The 17,768-nt window shown below is 64.7% G+C and carries 16 protein-coding genes and 1 pseudogene; 12 read left to right on the forward strand and 5 right to left on the reverse strand.

Annotated elements, in window-relative coordinates:
* Positions 1 to 64: 64 nt before the first annotated feature.
* From UP06_RS07090 to UP06_RS07130, 9 genes and pseudogenes are all read left to right on the forward strand, one after another.
* On the forward strand, positions 65 to 1,078 hold the full coding sequence (locus UP06_RS07090; RefSeq protein WP_050031577.1) for an IS5 family transposase: 1,014 nt from the start codon (positions 65 to 67) through the stop codon (positions 1,076 to 1,078).
* A gap of 162 nt (positions 1,079 to 1,240) precedes the next feature.
* Complete coding sequence (locus UP06_RS07095) at positions 1,241 to 1,903, forward strand: amino acid ABC transporter permease (RefSeq protein ID WP_045001667.1); 663 nt, start codon at positions 1,241 to 1,243, stop codon at positions 1,901 to 1,903.
* Positions 1,900 to 2,694, forward strand: coding sequence for an amino acid ABC transporter ATP-binding protein (locus tag UP06_RS07100; protein ID WP_045001668.1), 795 nt, complete (start codon positions 1,900 to 1,902; stop codon positions 2,692 to 2,694). Before UP06_RS07095 ends, UP06_RS07100 begins: the two co-directional genes overlap by 4 nt.
* Positions 2,694 to 3,449, forward strand: coding sequence for an SDR family NAD(P)-dependent oxidoreductase (locus UP06_RS07105; RefSeq protein WP_045001670.1), 756 nt, complete (start codon positions 2,694 to 2,696; stop codon positions 3,447 to 3,449). Before UP06_RS07100 ends, UP06_RS07105 begins: the two co-directional genes overlap by 1 nt.
* Positions 3,446 to 4,573 (forward strand): muconate cycloisomerase family protein, encoded by a 1,128-nt coding sequence (locus UP06_RS07110; RefSeq protein WP_045001671.1) that lies wholly within the window; start codon positions 3,446 to 3,448, stop codon positions 4,571 to 4,573. Before UP06_RS07105 ends, UP06_RS07110 begins: the two co-directional genes overlap by 4 nt.
* 286 nt (positions 4,574 to 4,859) lie before the next feature.
* Positions 4,860 to 5,279, forward strand: a complete 420-nt coding sequence (locus tag UP06_RS07115) for an HIT domain-containing protein (protein WP_045001672.1) — start codon at positions 4,860 to 4,862, stop codon at positions 5,277 to 5,279.
* Between the two features lie 11 nt (positions 5,280 to 5,290).
* On the forward strand, positions 5,291 to 6,229 hold the full coding sequence (gene nudC, locus UP06_RS07120) for an NAD(+) diphosphatase (RefSeq protein ID WP_045001674.1): 939 nt from the start codon (positions 5,291 to 5,293) through the stop codon (positions 6,227 to 6,229).
* 69 nt (positions 6,230 to 6,298) lie between these two features.
* Positions 6,299 to 6,772 (forward strand): annotated as a pseudogene (locus UP06_RS07125) (PfkB family carbohydrate kinase); the annotation flags it as partial.
* Between the two features lie 67 nt (positions 6,773 to 6,839).
* Entirely contained in the window at positions 6,840 to 7,349 is a 510-nt protein-coding gene (locus UP06_RS07130; RefSeq protein ID WP_045001675.1) for an Lrp/AsnC family transcriptional regulator, read from the forward strand.
* Between the two features lie 73 nt (positions 7,350 to 7,422).
* Here UP06_RS07130 and UP06_RS07135 read toward each other — a convergent pair whose 3' ends face one another.
* Complete coding sequence (locus tag UP06_RS07135) at positions 7,423 to 8,922, reverse strand: phosphomannomutase/phosphoglucomutase (RefSeq protein ID WP_045001676.1); 1,500 nt, start codon at positions 8,920 to 8,922, stop codon at positions 7,423 to 7,425.
* A 399-nt stretch (positions 8,923 to 9,321) separates the two neighbouring features.
* Between UP06_RS07135 and UP06_RS07140 the strand changes: the two genes are divergently transcribed.
* A complete protein-coding gene (locus UP06_RS07140) occupies positions 9,322 to 9,948 on the forward strand; it encodes a transglutaminase-like cysteine peptidase (protein WP_045001678.1) in 627 nt (208 codons plus the stop codon).
* A 36-nt stretch (positions 9,949 to 9,984) separates the two neighbouring features.
* Here UP06_RS07140 and UP06_RS07145 read toward each other — a convergent pair whose 3' ends face one another.
* From UP06_RS07145 to UP06_RS07155, 3 genes are all read right to left on the reverse strand, one after another.
* Entirely contained in the window at positions 9,985 to 10,497 is a 513-nt protein-coding gene (locus tag UP06_RS07145) for a TIGR02281 family clan AA aspartic protease (protein ID WP_082081288.1), read from the reverse strand.
* Between the two features lie 127 nt (positions 10,498 to 10,624).
* Positions 10,625 to 13,099, reverse strand: coding sequence for an ATP-dependent helicase HrpB (gene hrpB / locus UP06_RS07150; RefSeq protein ID WP_045001792.1), 2,475 nt, complete (start codon positions 13,097 to 13,099; stop codon positions 10,625 to 10,627).
* 142 nt (positions 13,100 to 13,241) lie between these two features.
* Positions 13,242 to 14,558 (reverse strand): UDP-glucose dehydrogenase family protein, encoded by a 1,317-nt coding sequence (locus UP06_RS07155; protein ID WP_045001681.1) that lies wholly within the window; start codon positions 14,556 to 14,558, stop codon positions 13,242 to 13,244.
* Between the two features lie 192 nt (positions 14,559 to 14,750).
* Between UP06_RS07155 and UP06_RS07160 the strand changes: the two genes are divergently transcribed.
* Positions 14,751 to 15,818, forward strand: a complete 1,068-nt coding sequence (locus tag UP06_RS07160; RefSeq protein WP_045001682.1) for an acyltransferase family protein — start codon at positions 14,751 to 14,753, stop codon at positions 15,816 to 15,818.
* A 5-nt stretch (positions 15,819 to 15,823) separates the two neighbouring features.
* Here UP06_RS07160 and UP06_RS07165 read toward each other — a convergent pair whose 3' ends face one another.
* Positions 15,824 to 16,795 carry a quinone oxidoreductase family protein gene (locus UP06_RS07165; protein WP_045001684.1) on the reverse strand — a complete coding sequence of 324 codons (972 nt, stop codon included), beginning with the start codon at positions 16,793 to 16,795 and terminating at the stop codon, positions 15,824 to 15,826.
* Between the two features lie 93 nt (positions 16,796 to 16,888).
* Between UP06_RS07165 and UP06_RS07170 the strand changes: the two genes are divergently transcribed.
* Positions 16,889 to 17,731: a LysR family transcriptional regulator gene (locus tag UP06_RS07170; protein ID WP_045001686.1), complete on the forward strand. Its 843-nt coding sequence runs from the start codon at positions 16,889 to 16,891 to the stop codon at positions 17,729 to 17,731.
* The last annotated feature ends 37 nt before the right edge of the window (positions 17,732 to 17,768 follow it).

Below are 17,768 nucleotides of genomic sequence, written 5' to 3' on the forward strand. Positions count from 1 at the left end.
GCGAGGGCTTTGCACAAATCGCGAATCTGCGATTCACTAAGAGAGATCTGAAGAGGGTCTTGGGATGGCATATCGGCAGGTTGGGCAACCGAGCTTCGCAGATGCGCTGGCGTCGCGGCGTGGGAAAGGCGGTGCGGTGCTGAGGCGGATTTGCGAACTGGTCGATTGGGGGGCTGTGGAGCGCGTGCTGTGCGGCCTTCCGGAACCTGAGCGTGGCGCGCCGGCCTATCCTCGGCTGGTGATGTTCAAGGCTGTGCTGTTGCAGCAATGGTACGGGCTGTCCGATCCGGAACTGGAAGAAGCGCTCGATGACCGGGCCTCTTTCCGCGACTTCTGCGGCTTTGCGCTGGGCGACGAGACGCCCGACCATACGACGATCTGGCGCTTCCGCGAAGCTTTGCAGCAGGCCGGTCTGGACGAGACGCTGTTTGCCGAGATGCTGCGCCAGATCGACGCGCGCGGGCTGGTGCCGCGTCGAGGCACATTGATCGACGCCAGCCTGATCCCGGCGGCGGTGAAGCCGCCGAAGCCGCCAAAGGACCCGCTGCCGCCCGGCCCAGACGGGCGCGCGCCGAGCAAGCTGGTCAACAGCGAGCGCGATGCGGATGCGCGATGGACCAAGAAGGGTGGCAAGCGATACTTCGGCTACAAGGCGCATGTCGGTGTCGACCAGTGCTCGGCGATCATCCGTCGCAGTAAGCTGACCGACGCTGCGGTCAACGATACGGTGCCGGCCGATGAATTGATCAGCGGCGACGAGAAGGCGGTCTACGCCGACCAGGCCTATGACAAGCACGAGCGCCGCGCCGGGCTGGCTGCCCGGGGCATCAAGCCGCGGCTGATGTTCCGGCCCAACAAGCATCATCCCCTGACCGAGCGGAAGAAGCGCTTCAACGACGCCGTGGGACGCCGCCACGCGCCGGTCGAGCAGGTCTTTGCGCGCCTCAAGGGCGTCTACGGCTGGGCGCGCGCTCGCTATCTGGGCTTGGCACGCAACCATACCCATCTGCGTCTTCTCTGCTTGGCCATGAACCTCAAACGATGGGCGGTGCTGTGTCCCGCGGGAGGTGTAGCGTGACCGCCGTAGCCCAACGCCATCGATCGGCCACGAAAACAAGGCCGTCTGCGTTCGCTCGCAATCCGAGGCCACACAAAAAAATGCCCCACATCGAGCCTCACTCCCGCACGGCCAATTAAGCAAAGCCCTCGCTTGCGGGAGAGGTGAAGCAAGAAAGAACGCATGTATCAGTGGGACTTCGGCATCCTCTGGAGCTATCGCTGGCTCTTTCTCAACGGGCTTGGCGTCACCGTCGGCTTTACCGTGGTCATCGTCGTGCTCGGGCTGGTGTTCGGGCTGTTCGGCGCGTTCGGTAGCCTGTCGCGCTTCAGGGCCGTGCGTCTCCTCGCCCTCACCTTCATCGAGGCGTTCCGCTGCACGCCGATCCTGGTGCAGCTGATCTGGTTCTATTACGCGCTGCCGATCCTCGCCGGCGTCGAGATGACGCCGATCACGGCCTCGGCGCTGGCGCTCTCGCTCTATGGCGGCTCGTTCTACTCGGAGATCATCCGCGGCGGCATCGTCTCGATCGACAACGGCCAGTCGGAAGCGGGTGCTGCGCTCGGCATGACACCGGGCCAGGCGATGCGACGCATCGTGCTGCCGCAGGCGATCAAGCGCATGATCCCGGCGCTGATGAACCAATCGATCATTCAGTTCAAGAACACCTCGCTGGTCTCGGTGCTGGCGGTGCCTGATCTGGTCTATCAGAGCCAGGTCGCAGCCCATGACAGCTACCGGCCGTTAGAGACCTACACCGCGGTCGCGGTCGCCTACGCCGCGATCCTGATTCCTCTGACCATCCTCGCCCGGCGCGGCGAGAAGCGACTGGCGGTCAGCGAATGAGCGAGATGTCAAAAATCGAGATCAGAGGCTTGCGCAAGAGCTTTGGCAGCAATGAAGTCTTGAAGACCATCAGCCTCGACGTCGCCAAGGGCGGCGTCGTCGCGCTGATCGGCCCCTCCGGCTCGGGCAAGTCGACGCTGCTCCGCTGCATCAATCTCCTGGTCGTGCCCGACGGCGGCAGCGTCCGCGTCGGCGACACAAGCTTTGCATTCGGCGAGGGTTCGAAGCTACCCGACGTGAAGACGCTGGCAAAATTCCGCGCCACCACCGGCATGGTATTCCAGCATTTCAACCTGTTCCCGCACATGACGACGCTCCAGAATGTGATGGAGGGTCCGGTCACGGTTCGTCGCATGGCCAAGGCGGACGCCGAGAAGCTCGCTCGCGCCCAGCTTGCGAAAGTGGGCCTCGCGGAAAAGGCCGACCAATATCCGGCAACGCTCTCCGGCGGCCAGAAGCAGCGCGTTGCAATCGCGCGCGCGCTCGCGATGGAGCCGGACGTGATGCTGTTCGACGAGGCGACTTCGGCGCTCGATCCCGAGCTCGTCGGCGAAGTGCTCGCCGTCATCCAGCGGCTGGCATCCGAGGGCATGACCATGGTGATCGTAACTCACGAAATCGCCTTTGCGCGCGAGGTCGCCGACCGCTTGATCTTCATGCGCGACGGAATCGTCGTCGAGGAAGGCCCGGCGCGGCAGGTGATCGATAATCCGCAGGCAGCCGCGACGCGCGCCTTCCTCAGCCATTTCCACCGCACCGGCGCACTGCCGCCGGCCACAACAGTATCGTGATGCCCAATATCGATCGTGTTTATCTTGTCACCGGCGCCGCCAGCGGCATCGGTCGCGCCACCGCAAAACTGCTCGCAGCGCCCGGCACCGCACTGCTGCTGCATACGCGCTCGAACGCAGCCGGCCTTGATGCCACAGCAGTGGAGGCCGAAGCGCAAGGCGCTGTTGTCGCAAAGTGCCTCGGCGATCTTGCCGAGGAAGCGGCGATCACCGATGCCGTCGCCGCGACACAGAGCGCCTTCGGTCGCCTCGATGGGTTGATCCTGGTCGGCGGCCACGCTCGCCGCGGCAGCGCCATCGGCACGCCGGCGGATCAATTCCGCCAGGCAATGGATGAATCGGCGCTGGCCTTCACGCGGCTGGTCGACGCCGCGCTGCCGCTGTTGCGTGCCGGCCACGATGCGCGGATTGTCGCGGTGTCGTCCTTCGTCGCGCACGCGATCCGGCCCGAGTTTGCGCCGTTCGCAGCAACGGCCGCCAGCCGCGCCGCGCTCGAAGCGCTGGTGCGACTCACCGCAGTTGAACTTGCCAAGGACGGCATCACCGTCAACGCGGTTGCGCCTGGGCTGATCGTCAAGGACAAGCCGAGCGAGAGCCGGCTCTCACCCGAGCAAATCGCTGCGACCGAGGCGCTGATCCCGATGCGCCGTCGCGGGCGGCCGGACGAAGTCGCTGAAATCATCGCCTTCCTGGCATCGCCGAAGGCGTCCTACGTCACCGGCCAGGTCTGGCACGTCAATGGAGGCTTGACATGACCGAAGCAACCGTCGCACGCATCAGGCTGTTCCTGATCGAGAGTCCGATCAAGATGGCGCGCCTCCAGGGCGTCGGCAACGTCAAGGGCACGGTCAAGCGTGTGCTACTCGAGCTCACATCAAGCGACGGCGTGGTCGGCTGGGGCGAGGCAGCGCCATGGGAAGTGTTCACGGGAACGCCGGAAGCGGCCTTCTCCGCCCTCGACATCTATCTGCGGCCGATCGTGCTCGGCAAACCCGTGCGCCGCATTCGCGCGCTGATGGCTGAGCTCGACCGCGCCCTGGTCGGTCACGCCGAAGCCAAGGTCGCGATCGAGATGGCGCTGCTCGACATCGTCGGCAAATCGTCGGGGCTTTCGGTCGCTGACTTGCTCGGCGGCCGCGTGCGCGACACGATTCCCCTGTCGTTCTCGATCGCCGATCCGGACTTTCCCGCCGATCTCGAACGCATGCGAAAAATGGTTCCAGACGGCAACGTCATCTACAAGGTCAAGACCGGCGTGAAGCCGCATCGGGAGGACCTCGACCATCTTGAAGCGATCCGGAACGAGTTCGGCGACAAGGTCGACCTTCGCGTCGACTACAACCAGGCGCTGGCGCCGTTCGGCGCCATCAAGATCCTGCGCGATATCGAACAGTTTGCGCCGACCTTCATCGAGCAGCCGGTGCCGCGCAAATTTCTCGACGTGATGGCGCAGCTCACCGCGGCGCTGGAAACGCCTGTACTTGCCGACGAAAGCTGTTTCGACCGCCGCGACATGATGGAGGTGGTGCGCCGCGAGGCGGCCGACGCCGTCTCGATCAAGCTGATGAAGGCCGGCGGCCTGTTCGAGGCCCAGGCGATCATGGCGATCGCCGACATCGCCGGCCTGCCCGGCTATGGCGGCACGCTGTGGGAGGGCGGCATTGGGCTCGCCGCCGGCACGCAGCTGATCGCGGCAACGCCGGGCATCTCGCTCGGCTGCGAATTCTACATGCCGCATCATGTGCTGACCGAAGACGTGCTCGAAGAGCGCGTCGCCAACCGCGGCGGCCATGTCGTCGTGCCTGACGGGCCGGGCCTCGGGATTCGCGTCAGCGAAGCCTCGGTCCGCGCCAATGCGCGGGTGCTGGCGGAAGCGTAGGCAGCCGCCACGAATTCGCCGTCGTCCCGGCGAAGGCCGGGACCCATACCGCGTGATCTATCGATAGGCGCAGGTGCTCCTAGCGCGGGAAGACTCTTCACTACGAACTTTCGCCAAACTACTCCCTGTGGTTATGGGTCCCGGCCCCCCGTGCGCAATTGCGCACTAGGCCGGGACGACAACAAAGCATGCGGGACCTGCGGAGCGCTAACCTTCCCCTCGCCAACTCGGTATCGTATGGTCCGACCAAACAAGCCCGTCCCCATCGGGCCATCCGGAAACATTCATGTCCGATCCCGCCTGGTCGCTGCACTCCCGCCTGAAAGAGGACACCATCGACATCGGCGATCTGCCGCTGTCGAAGGTGCTGGTCATCAAGGACGCGCATTATCCCTGGCTGCTGCTGGTGCCGCGGCGCTCCGATGCGGTCGAGATCATCGATCTCGACGAGGTCCAGCAGGCGCAGCTGATGACCGAGATCTCCCGCGTGTCGCGTGCGCTGAAGGAGATCACCCAATGCGACAAGCTCAACATCGCGGCGCTTGGCAACCTCGTGCCGCAGCTTCACGTCCACATCATCGCGCGCCGGACCAGTGACGCCGCCTGGCCGCGGCCGGTGTGGGGCGTGATGAAGCCCTTGGCGCACGACGCCACCGAGGTGCAGAATTTCATCAGTGCGCTTCGCCGAAAAATCTGGTTGGGTTGAAAGAACAAGAAATGTCAGCATTCGACTCGTTTCCGCTGGGGCAACCGGCCTTCGTCACCGACGTCCTCGATCGCGCCGCGCACCTGCGCCGCGATGATGAAAAGCTGTTCGCGATGGAGCAGAAGCCGTCATCGCGCGCCTATGTCGTCTACCGCGACTCGCTGCTGGTGAAGCGCGAGGGCGAAAAAGCACGCGCGCTGCTCTCGTTCGACGAGGCGCTGAAGTGCGGCGCCAATCCCGGCACGATTTTCCTAGGGCTGCGCGATGGTGCGGCTGTGTTCGGCATGGGCCTGCCCCAAGCCGCAGCGGAAAAGCTGATCGGGCGCGAGGACTACACCGTCACCGAGCTGCGCGGCATGGCGATGCAGGGCGCGATTCCACCGCAAGAGCTCTCGGCGATCGCAATGGCGAAGTCGATGGTGAGCTGGCACCAGCGCCACGGCTATTGCGCCAATTGCGGCACGCGCAGCGCGATGAAGGAAGGTGGCTGGAAGCGCGAATGCCCAAGCTGCAAGGCCGAGCATTTCCCCCGCACCGATCCGGTCGTGATCATGCTGGTGGCGTCCGGCGAAAAATGCCTGCTCGGCCGCCAGAAGCAGTTTCCGCCGGGCATGTATTCCTGCCTCGCCGGCTTCGTCGAGGCCGCCGAAACCATCGAGGATGCGGTGCGCCGCGAGATCCTCGAAGAGTCCGGCATCAGCTGTACCGACGTGCAGTATTACATGACTCAGCCCTGGCCCTATCCGTCGTCGCTGATGATCGGCTGTAGCGCGCGAGCGCTGAACGAGGACGTCGTCGTCGATCACTCCGAGCTCGAGGATGCGCGCTGGTTCACGCGCGAAGAGGCCGCCCTGATGTTGACGCGGACGCATCCAGACGGGCTCGCAGGTCCGCATCCTTTCGCGATCGCCCATCATCTGCTCGGCCGCTGGGTGCACGACAAGAGCTGAGACCGCCGATGGCTGAATCAGGGATCGCGCCGCGCATCCTCTGCATCGGCATTCCCGTGCGCGACCTGGCGCGGCATTGCCGTCGTCGGTAGCGTCGACCGCGCGATGGCGCTGACCGATGGCCTGCTCACCGCCGCCTCGCATCTGCTGTTCGCCAGCGAACAGGTGCAGCAGACCGCAGGCGTAACCGACGATAGCGAGGCGCTGAAGCGCCTGGCGGGTCTGACACCGGCCTTCCTGGCCGCCACCCGCGGTCCGAATGGCACGATCTGGCTGAACGAGGCGGGAGCGCTTGAGGAGACGCCGGCCTTTCCGGTCGATGCCGTAGACACGCTCGGCGCCGGCGACGTCTTCCATGGCGCCTTCACGCTCCGCCTCACTGAGGGCGGCGACGCGCGGGAGGCGCTGCGATTCGCCGCGGCCGCCGCAGCGCTGAAATGCACCCGGCATGGCGGCGGCCTGGCCGCCCCACAACGCATTGAAGTTGAAGAGCTTTTACGCAGTCACCCAAGGTTGGCTCCGAGCTCACCGCCGAGATTATAGGCTTGCGATAGAAGATTTTTCTCTATAAGAGGGAAACCAGCCCTCATAATGGAACAAAGTTCTTCAGATGACTGACCTCGCTGTCCAACTCCCCGAGACCAGCCGCCGCCTCGACGCCATCGATCGCAAGATCCTGATGGTGCTTCAGGACGATGCTTCCCTGTCGGTTGCCGAGATCGGAGACCGGGTCGGACTGTCCTCGACCCCCTGCTGGAAGCGCATCCAGCGCCTGGAAGCTGACGGCGTGATCACCAAGCGGGTGGCACTGGTCGACCAGAACAAGATCGGGCTCGGCATCTCCGTGTTCGTGTCGGTCGAGAGCTCCGATCATTCGGACGCATGGCTGAAGAAATTCGCCGAGGCCGTCAGTGCCATGCCCGAAGTGATGGAGTTCTATCGCATGGCCGGCGACGTCGACTACATGCTGCGCGTCGTAGTCGCGGACATGCAGGCCTATGACATCTTCTACAAGAAGCTGATCAGCGCCGTGCCGCTGAAGAACGTCACCTCGCGCTTCGCGATGGAGAAGATCAAGTCGGTCACGGCGCTCCCGATTCCGGCGGTGGTGGCGGCTTAAGACTCACCACACGAAAAAGCTGTCATCGCCCGGCTCGATGACCCGGCGATTCGGCGAGCGCGCGCCCCGCTGCTCAGATCTTCTGATTGTACTCGCCGACTTCGGGATGCGTGCGCAACACGCTGTTCACCATCTCGAACATGTCGTGCATGCGCTGCTCGGAGACCGGGCTCTCGACCACGACCACGAGCTCGGGTTTGTTGGAGGAGGCGCGCACCAGCCCCCAGCTGCCGTCTTCGACCGTGACGCGCACGCCGTTGACGGTGACGAGATCGCGGATCGCCTGGCCGCCGATCTTGGCGCCCTTCGCCTGCAAGCCTTCAAAGTGCTTCACGACCTGGTCGATGACGCCGTATTTGACCTCGTCGGCGCAATGCGGCGACATGGTCGGCGACGACCAGGTCTTTGGCAGCGCGTTCTTCAAGTCCGCCATCGACTTGCCGGGCGCGCGATCGAGCATGTCGCAGATCGCGAGCGCCGAGACCAGGCCGTCGTCATAGCCGCGTCCATACGGCTTGTTGAAGAAGAAATGGCCGGATTTCTCGAAGCCGGCGAGCGCGCCGGTCTCGTGGGTGCGGCGCTTCATGTAGGAATGGCCGGTCTTCCAATAGGTGGTCTTTGCGCCCTGCTTCTGGAGCACCGGATCGGTGATGAAGAGGCCGGTCGACTTCACGTCGACGATGAACTGCGCGTCCTTGTGGATCGCCGACATATCGCGCGCCAGCATCACGCCGACCTTGTCGGCAAAGATCTCCTCGCCGGTGTTGTCGACGACGCCGCAGCGGTCACCGTCACCGTCGAAACCGAGGCCGACGTCGGCCTTGTGCTGGAGCACCGCATCGCGGATCGCGTGCAGCATTTCCATGTCTTCAGGGTTCGGATTGTATTTCGGGAAGGTGTGGTCGAGCTCGGTGTCGAGCGGGATCACCTCGCAGCCGATCGCTTCCAGTACCTGCGGCGCGAATGCACCGGCGGTACCGTTGCCACAGGCCGCAACGACTTTCAGCTTGCGCTTCAGCTTCGGACGATTGGTGAGATCGGCGATGTAGCGCGCCGGATAGTTCTCGTGGAATTGGTAGGAGCCGCCGGCCTTGTTCTTGAAATCGGCATTGAGCACGATTTCCTTCAGCCGCGTCATCTCGTCCGGGCCAAACGTCAGCGGGCGGTTGGCGCCCATCTTCACGCCGGTCCAGCCATTGTCGTTGTGCGAGGCCGTGACCATGGCACAGCAGGGCACGTCGAGGTCGAACTGCGCGAAATAGGCCATCGGCGTTACCGCCAGGCCGATGTCGTGCACCTTGCAGCCCGCCGCCATCAGGCCGGAGATCAGCGCATATTTGATCGAGGCCGAATAGCCGCGGAAATCATGGCCGGTGACGATCTCCTGGCTGACGCCGAGCTCCGCGATCAGCGCACCCAGCCCCATGCCGAGCGCCTGTATCCCCATCAGGTTGATTTCCTTTTGGAACAGCCAGCGCGCGTCGTATTCGCGGAAACCCGTGGCCTTCACCATCGGCTCGGATTCGAAGGCATAGGTGTTGGGCAGCAACACGGATTTCGGCTTGGGGAACATTGAGGGGATCTCGTGAAAAGGAGCAGGCGTTGACTGCAGCCTTAGCGAATGCCCGGCTGCAACGGAAGGTGGGATTGACCGCTTATGGCTGATAATTACGGCAGATTGGTAACGGCGGGTCACGGCTCCCCGCTCGGATCATCTGGAATGGCTCCGCAGAAATCTCGGGCGCGATCGAACCCGCTGGCTGCAAATGAGAACATTGCAGCCCACAACCTCTGATCGCGAAATCGTGTTGAAACCTATCGGCCGCGCCGCGCATATGCGTACATGTTACTCCGTCTCGCCCGGTGACCACTCGACAATCGCCCTGGCGTTCGACGCAGCCTGATCGACCCATTAGAGCATTAAAAGCTTCGCTTCGAGCTTGCTCCGCGTTCCAAACGTGGGAGACAAAGCATGCGCAGGGTGTCGATCTTGGCTGCGATCGCAGCCGGCACGATCACGATGGTCTCTCAAATGACCGCCGGCCAATCGGCCGATGAGAGATTGTTGGGCATACCGGCCAGCGCCATGTCGGCGCCCCCCCACCTCAAGCTTGACGGTCCGGCGCTTCCGCCGTTCGCGTACACCGTGTTTTGCCTGCGCTACCAGGATGAATGCCGCACCCGCCCGCTGTTTCGAGGCGGTCCGGTCCTCCTGACCGAGGCACGATGGGCCAGCTTGAAAGACGTCAACCAGACTGTGAACCGCGCTATCGTCCCGGAACCGAATGAGTTCGGTCTGGCGACGGAGACCTGGCTCATTGATCCGGAGCGCGGTGACTGCAACGACTACGCTGTCAGCAAACGCCACCGGCTCATGAAGGGCGGATGGCCCGCGCGGACGCTGCTGCTCGGCGAGGTCGTGACCGTTTGGGGCAAGCATCATCTCGTTCTGGTGGTACTGACTAGGAGCGGGGACCTAGTGCTGGACAATTTGACCCCGCAGATCAGGCCGTGGTCGCGCGCCCCTTATCGCTGGGTCCGAATTCAGTCGCCGGCCAATCCGCGATATTGGAATACCGTCGCGCCGCGCAGCGTCTAAGGTTTCGCCGGTCGAGCCGGTGACCGGGACGCCGAGCTACTGCTCCAGCACCATCTGGCCGTTGGCGTATTCGAAACGCTTGAGGCGGGACAGGAAGGAGAGGCCGAGCAGGTTTTCCGACAGCGCCTCGTCCGGCAGCACCATGGCATCGACGTCACGCACGACGAGGCCGCCGACGTCCAGCATCGCGATGCGGGCGCGCGCGGCCTTGATGGTGCCGTTGGCGGTGGTGACGGTGGCGTTGTACTCGCTGCGCGAGGGACGCAGGCCGAAGCGGGCGGCCGAGGTCTCGTTCAGCGCAACCACGGAAGCGCCGGTGTCGACCATGAAGCCGATGCGCTGGCCGTCGATGCGGCCCTCGGCCTGGAAATGACCGCGGCCATCGCGGGGAATGCTGAAGCTGCGGCTGCCGGCCTGCGCCGTTGACGCGACCGCAATGGTCGTGCGCGGCGCTGACGTCGCGGAGGCGGAGCTGATCCTGTCCGCCATCTGCGCCATGAAGGTGCCCAGCCCGATCAGGATGGCCGCGAAGATCATTATGTTACGCATGACACCACTCGGAACGGAAAGCACGATTTCACCACGCAACGCGCCCGCCTGCGAGCTACGCCGCGACCAAGCCGGTGTCATTTTGACGAAAAGGATGAGCGGACGGTTAATGCGGGGTCGTGATCTCTCAGGTGCCGCGCGGTTTCACCCGTCGGGTCGGCAGCGCGCTCGCCGGATCATCCGGCCAGGGGTGGCGCGGGTAGCGGCCGCGCAGGTCCGAGCGCACCGCGGCGTAGCTGCCGCGCCAGAAGCCGGGGAGATCGCGCGTCACCTGCACTGGGCGCTGCGCCGGCGACAGTAGTTCCAGCACCAGCGGCACCTTGCCGGCCGCAATCGACGGATGGGTGTTGAGCCCGAACAATTCCTGGAGCCGCACCGCGATGGTCGGTCCCTGCTCGGCCTCGTAATCGATCGCGAGCACCGTGCCGGTCGGCGCCTCGAAATGCGTCGGCGCCTCGCGCTCGAGCCGCGCGCGCATTTCCCAGGGCAGCAGCGCCATCAGCGCATCGGAGAGATCGCCGGCGGAGATATCCTTCAGCGCGATCTTGTCGTAGAGCGCCGGCACCAGCCAGTCGTCGCGCCGCGCGATCAGTCCGTCATCTGACAGATCAGGCCAACTCTCGCCCTCGGCCTTGCGCAAAAACATCACGCGGTCGCGCCATTGTTTTGCGGCCTTCGACCAGGGCAGCCGGTCGAGGCCCGCGGCGATCAGCCCGTCCGCGAAGATGCGCGCGGTCACCTCCGAAGGCGACACGGCGAGTGTGGCCTCGGATAATGTGATCGCATGCAGCGTGCGCTTGCGCCGCGCGCGCAATGCCATTGCACCACGATCGAAAGTGATCTCGTCGACGGCCTCGATATGCTCGGCGAAATGAAGCTCGATATCGTCCTGCGTGATTGGCGCGGCGAGCAGGATGCGTCCGCTCGCCGCCGTCCCCGTCATCTCGCCGATCGCGATGTAGGGTGTGCGGGCGAGCGACGAGGATTGCTCGACGGCGGCACCTCGGCCATTGGCGAGCACAAAACTGCCATTGCCGCGGTTGCGCGCGACGCGGTCCGGGAAGGCATAGGCGAGCATCAGGCCGGTCGAGAGATCCTCCTGCTGCCCCGCTTTCTCGGAAGCCGCCACTTGCGACGCCCAGCGCCGCGCCAGATCGCGCGCACTCGATGCGCGCGGCGAGCGGTCGCGGCGGAACTGGTCGCGCCGGTACTCGAGATCGGCGCTGTCGCCGCCGAGCCCGCGCTCGGTGAGAATGGCGGCGATTTCCGCGGCGGCCTCGCCGGCGCCCGCACGATGCGAATCCACGATCATGCGCGCGAGCCGTGGCGGCAGCGCCAGCGCGCGCAGGCTCTTGCCCTCAGTGGTGATGCGGCCGTCACCATCGAGCGCGTTGAGCTCGGTGAGCAGGCTCTTGGCTTCCTTCCAGGCCGGCCCGGGCGGTGGATCGAGGAACGACAGCGCCGCCGGATCAGCCACGCCCCATTGCGCGAGATCGAGCACCAGCGAGGAGAGATCTGCGCTGAGAATTTCAGGCTGGGTATAGGGCGCAAGCGACGCCGTCTGCGGCTCGTCCCAAAGACGGTAGCAGACGCCCGGTTCGGTGCGGCCTGCGCGGCCGCGGCGTTGATCGGCTGCTGCGCGCGAGACGCGCACGGTCTCGAGCCGCGTCAGCCCGATATCCGGCTCATAGCGCGGCACGCGGGCAAGACCGGAATCGACCACGATACGCACGCCTTCGATCGTGAGCGAGGTCTCCGCGATCGAGGTCGCCAGCACCACCTTGCGCATGCCCTTGGGCGCGGGCGAGATCGCGCGATCCTGCACGGCGGCATCGAGCGCACCGAACAGCGGCACGATCTCGATGCTGGCGTCCTGCACACGCTCGCCGAGGAAAGTCTGGGTGCGGCGGATTTCGGCGGCGCCCGGCAAAAATGCTAGCACCGAGCCGGCATCGGCGCGCAGGGCCGAGGCAATCGCATCCGCCATCTGCCGCTCCACCTGCGCATCTGCCTTGCGGCCGAGATAGCGCGTCTCGACCGGAAAGGCGCGGCCCTCGCTTTCAACGACGGGCGCATTGCCCAGGAGCTTTCCAACACGGGCGCCGTCGAGCGTTGCCGACATCACGAGGATGCGCAGATCCTCGCGCAGGCCCAGTTGCGCATCGCGCGCCAGCGCCAAGCCGAGATCGGCGTCGAGCGAGCGTTCATGGAATTCGTCGAACAGGATTGCGGCAATGCCCGAGAGCTCGGGATCGTCGAGGATCTGGCGGGTGAAGATGCCTTCGGTCACCACCTCGATGCGGGTCGCGCGCGATATCTTCGAGCCGAAACGGACACGGTAGCCGACGGTTTCGCCGGCGCGCTCGCCAAGCGATTTGGCCATGCGATCGGCGCTCGCCCGGGCAGCAATGCGCCGCGGCTCCAGCACGATGATTTTCTTAGCCCTGGCCCAGGGCGCATCCAGCAGCGCCAGCGGCACCCGCGTGGTCTTGCCAGCGCCGGGCGGCGCCACCAGCACGGCGGCATTGTGCGCCTCCAGCGTGCGCGACAGCTCGTCGAGCACGGCGTCGATCGGGAGGGGCGTATCGAAGCTGCGGGGCAAGTATCTCGCTTCCGTCATCACCCGCCTTACGCGCGATTGCGCGCCGAGGCGGGTGATCCAGTAAACTCAGGTCCCAGTCATCACGAAGATCGGGGTTACTGGATACCCCGCCTTCGCGGGGTATGACAATCGTATGTCGCGCTCAGCCCTGAACCGGAGGCCGTCCGATGCTCTCATAGACGAAGCCGGCCGCACGCATGTCTTCCGGGCGGAAGATATTGCGGAGATCGACGACGACAGGTTGCGCCATGGTCGCCTTCAGCCGGTCGAGATCGAGGCCGCGGAACTGCGTCCATTCGGTGACGATGACGACCGCATCGGCGCCTTCCGCGCAGGAATACGCATCTTCGCAATAAATGATGCTGGGCAGCTCGCCCTTGGCCTGCTCCATGCCGACGGGATCGTAGGCCTTGACCTTCGCGCCCATGTCGAGGAGGCCGGTGACGAGCGGGATCGACGGCGCGTCGCGCATATCATCCGTATCGGGCTTGAAGGTGAGGCCGAGCACAGCGATGGTCTTGCCGCGCAGCGAGCCGCCAAGCGCCTGGCTTACCTTCCGCGCCATCGCGCGCTTGCGGTTCTCGTTGACCGCCAGCACGGACTCGACGATGCGCAAGCTCACGTCATAGTCCTGCGCGATCTTGATCAGCGCCTTGGTGTCTTTCGGGAAGCAGGAGCCGCCGAAGCCTGGGCCGGCGTGCAAAAACTTCGTGCCGATGCGGTTGTCGAGGCCAATGCCGCGCGCGACCTCCTGCACGTTGGCGCCGACCTTTTCGGAGAGATCCGCGATCTCGTTGATGAAGGTGATCTTGGTCGCGAGGAACGCGTTCGCAGCGTATTTGATCATCTCGGCGGTGCGGCGTTCCGTGAACATCAGCGGCGCCTGGTTGAGCGACAGCGGGCGGTAGACGTCGCCCATCACCTTGCGGCCACGCTCGTCGGAGGTGCCGACCACGACGCGGTCGGGGAACTTGAAGTCGCGGATCGCGGCGCCTTCGCGCAGGAACTCGGGGTTGGAGGCGACGACGACGTCGGCCTTGGGGTTAGCCTCGCGAATGATGCGCTCGACCTCGTCGCCGGTGCCGACCGGGACGGTCGATTTCGTCACCACGACGGTGAAGCCCGAGAGCGACTGCGCGATCTCGCGCGCAGCGGCGTAGACATAGGAGAGATCGGCGTGGCCATCGCCACGGCGCGACGGCGTGCCGACCGCGATGAACACGGCGTCGGCGTCCGCGACCGGCTTGGACAGGTCGGTGGTGAAATCGAGCCGCTTGGCCTTGACGTTGGTCGCGACCAGCTCGTCGAGCCCGGGCTCGTAGATCGGGATCTCGCCGCGATGAAGCGCTGCGATCTTCTTCTCGTCCTTATCGACGCAGGTGACGTCGTGACCGAAATCCGCAAAACAGGCTCCGGACACCAGTCCCACATAACCCGTGCCGATCATAGCGATGCGCATGAATAACCCTGCCTGCGTTGGTTAACGAAACCCCAATTCGGGGCGGTTTAGCATTTTCCCGAGGAAAGAGAACAGTCTGCAGGCAAAAACCGGCACGCAAATTGTACCGGTAAAGAAATCGTAAACCGCAAGGGCCCACACTGCCCCACACCCGGACAGAGCCGGGCGGAACTCGCTTCGAACAGGGACACCATGACACCATCCGGCACAATCGCCGCGAGCAGAGGGCATCACGCCCCGGCCGCCGCGCGTGTCGATTGGGTCGACTATGCCAAGGGCATCTGCATCGTCATGGTCGTGATGATGCATTCGGTGCTGGGGGTCGAGCTCGCCGCCGGCGAGACTGGTTTCATGCATGTCCTGGTGGCGTTCGCAAAGCCGTTTCGGATGCCGGACTTCTTCCTGATTTCGGGGCTGTTCCTGCCACTGGTGATCGATCGGGACTGGCGGACCTATCTCGACCGCAAGGTGGTGCATTTCGCTTATTTTTATGTCGTCTGGGTGACAATCCAGTTCGGCTTCAAGGCGCCTGCTTTCGCGGCCGAGACCGGCTGGCGCGACGCAGGGCTGCTGTATCTCGAATCCTTCATCGAGCCGTTCGGCACGCTCTGGTTCATTTACCTGCTGCCGATCTTCTTCGTCGTCACAAAACTGACACGGCGAATCCCGCCGCTGGCGATCTGGATCGTCGCGGCAGCGCTGGAGTCGGCGCATGTGGCGACCGGCTGGACCGCGATCGACGAATTCTGCGCGCGCTTCGTCTATTTCTACTCGGGCTATCTGTTCGCGCCTTATGTGTTCGCGCTGTCGGACCGCGCGCGCAACCATCCCGCATGGGCGCTTGCAGCGCTCGCGGCCTGGGCGCTCATCAATGCGAGTGTGGTCGCGCTCGGCGCCAGCGAATGGATGATCGTGTCGCTCGTGCTAGGCTTTGCCGGCGCCTGCGCCATCATCACGATGGGCACGCTGCTCGCGCGCGCGCATTGGCTGAACTTTTTACGCTTCTGCGGCGCGCATTCGATCGTGATCTACCTCGGCTTCTTCCTGCCGATGGCGGCAACGCGCACGCTGCTGCTGCACGCCGGCATTATTCCCGATATCGGCACGGTGTCGCTGATCGTCACCATCGTCGGCGTGATCGGCTCGCTGGCGATCTGGCAGGTCGCACTGCGGCTCAATGCCGACTTCCTGTTCGAGCGGCCCGATGCATTCTGGATCGCACCGAAGAAGGCCGCGCCGGTGTTGCAGGCGGCGGAGTAGGCCGCTCAAGGTCGCAGATACAAGGCTCCCGTCGTACGTCCGGCTTCCAGGTCGGCCTGCGCCAGCGCCGCGTCCCGCAGGCTGTAGGCTTTGCCGGTCACCTGGAGCACGCCATCGACCATCGCGGCAAGCGCCCGCGCGGCAGAACGGCGGTACATATCGGCATCGTTCATGTGAGCCATGACGCTCGGCCGCGCCAACATCAAGCTGCGCCGCGGCCCGAGATCGTGGACATCGACGGGCGGGATCGGCCCGGCCGACTGGCCCATACTCGCCACGACGCCAAATGGCCGCACGCAGCCCAGCGTCTTTTGCAACGTCATCCCCCCGACACCGTCATAGGCGACATCGACGCCGCGTCCAGTAGTGAGATCGGCGACGGCTGCGGCAAAATCGGCGTCCCGCCCGACGATCACATGACGCGCACCGGCAGCGCGGGCGATCTCGGCTTTCGCCAGCGAACCGACGGTCCCGATCACGACAGCCCCGAGTGCACTGGCCCAGCGCGTCAGGAGCTGTCCGAGCCCTCCTGCGGCACTATGGACGAGAATCGTCGTCCCGCGGCCGACAGGGAAAACGCGACTGAGCAGCATGTCAGCTGTAATACTCTTGACGAACGCCGCGGCGACCGCCTCATCCGGCAGGCTGGCGGGAAGCTTCAGGCAGCGCCAGGACGGCAGATTGCGCTCAGACGCATAGGCACCGACCGGTGCGCCAGCGTAAGCGACGCGGTCCCCGACCGCGAGACCGGCCACCTCAGAACCCAGCGCCGCGACGATGCCCACCGCCTCAACGCCGGGAATTCGCTCGGGCGAAAGCGCGTAGAGACCGATGCGCTGATAGATGTCGATGGAATTGACGCCGATCGCGGTCTGCTGCAGCCGGATTTCGCCGCAGCCTGGCGGCGGCAGATCGGCGCTCGCCAGTTCGAGTTGTTCTACGCCACCCGGCGCCTTCAGCCTCACGATCACGGCCATGTCGAGTTCTCCCGTCGATGATGGGGGACTATGGAATGATCCGAATATCTGCGAAACTGCTCACAACTGAGACTTCATTGTGAGAATTCGCACATGGACTGGACCGACCTGCAGCATTTCCTGGCGCTCGCACGTGAGGGCAGCCTGTCAGCCGCTGCAAAGATCCTCAACGTCGACCACGTCACCGTGGCCCGCCGCGTGGCCGCCCTGGAAGCATCCATGTCACTCAAGCTCGTGGACCGCAGGCCGCGCAGCTACGAGCTCACCGAAGACGGCAAGCGCATCGCCAAGATCGGAGCTCCGATGGCGGAGACGGCGTTTGCGGTGGAGCGCGCCGCGCTGGCCTCAAAATCCGAGATCGCCGGCGAGATCACGATCAGCGCGCCGCCTTCGTTGGCCAACCTCTTGATCGCGCCGAAGCTGATCCGGCTACGGCAACAGCATCCTGGCATCCGGATCAAGCTGATCGGCGAGAAGCGCACAGCCTCGCTCAATCGCCGCGAGGCGGATCTGGCGCTTCGCCTGTCTCGTCCGACGGAGCCGGGGCTGATCGCCCGCAAGATCGGCTATTTCGAGTTCGCCCTCTACGGCTCGCCCGACTATCTGAAGACGACACAACCGCATGCTTTCGCCTTCGTCGCCTACGACGCCAGCATGGATGAGGTTCCTCAACAGCGGTGGCTGATGCGCTTCGCCGGCACGCGCGAGATCGTGCTTCGCACCAACGACCTTGAGAACCAGGCAGCAGCGGCCAGGACCGGAATTGGCCTCGCCGCCTTGCCAAGATTTCTTGGCGAGGCCGATCCGCGACTGCAGCGCCATGACATCGGCGGGCGCCCGGTCGGGCGCGAGGTCTGGCTGGTTCTCCATCGCGATCTGCGCCGCACGCCAGCCGTGCGCGCGGTGGCAAGCTTCATCGAAGGCTGCCTGGCCTGATCTCGGAGGCTCTGCCGTCGCCGCGATTTGCCTGTGC

The organism is Bradyrhizobium sp. LTSP857 (assembly GCF_000938285.1).
In the GTDB taxonomy this organism is placed as follows: Bacteria; Pseudomonadota; Alphaproteobacteria; order Rhizobiales; family Xanthobacteraceae; genus Bradyrhizobium.